Below are 628 nucleotides of genomic sequence, written 5' to 3'. Positions count from 1 at the left end.
CACTAGACTAACTTTAGTCCACCGGAGGCGTCGATGCAGTTCAACATCCACGAGGCGAAGACCCAGTTCTCGAAGCTTGTCGCGGCCGTGGAGCGTGGCGAGACCGTGACGATTTGCCGGAACGGTCGGCCTGTGATTGCCTGCGTACCGGCGCGGCCCCAGGGGCCGTTTCCGTTCGGTGCTTGGGGATCGCTGTCAGGCGGGGCGTCGTCACTCGAGCACTTAGTCGGACCGACCGACGCGGAGACACTCGACGACATGGGGCTCTGATGCTCCTCGATACGCATGCGCTGATCTGGGCGATGCTGGCGCCTGATCTTTTGTCGGAGCCGGCGCGTGACGCACTTGTGAATGCGACCGAGCGCTGTGTGAGTGCAGCCAGCCTCTACGAGATCACCTACAAGGCGATGCACGGCAAATGGCCCGAGGTCGAGAAACTGCTTTCCGTCGATCTTGACGCGCGGCTCCGATCCGACGGGTTCGAGGTCGTCCCGACGTCCGGAGCCGTCATGGAGCGCGCTGGACGGTTCGCCTGGGCGCATCGCGATCCATTCGACCGGATCATCGTCGCGACCGCTCTCGAACGCGCCATACCGGTCGTTTCGAAGGACGAGACGCTGGACACCGT

Annotated in this window: 2 protein-coding genes; both read left to right on the top strand. The window is 63.5% G+C overall.

Translation table 11 applies throughout. The features are described 5' to 3' along the window. Window positions 1–33: 33 nt before the first annotated feature. Complete coding sequence (locus Q1A87_RS23670) at window positions 34–270, top strand: type II toxin-antitoxin system prevent-host-death family antitoxin (RefSeq protein WP_299657313.1); 237 nt, start codon at window positions 34–36, stop codon at window positions 268–270. Beyond that, window positions 270–628, top strand: a 359-nt coding sequence (locus tag Q1A87_RS23665) for a type II toxin-antitoxin system VapC family toxin (protein ID WP_299657310.1), incomplete at its 3' end; no start/stop codon positions are given. The genes Q1A87_RS23670 and Q1A87_RS23665, both read left to right, overlap by 1 nt.

This window comes from uncultured Jannaschia sp. (assembly GCF_947494055.1).
Classification (GTDB): Bacteria; Pseudomonadota; Alphaproteobacteria; order Rhodobacterales; family Rhodobacteraceae; genus Jannaschia.
Note: the sequence above shows the minus strand (reverse complement) of the source record. Positions and strands in the feature narration are given on the sequence as shown.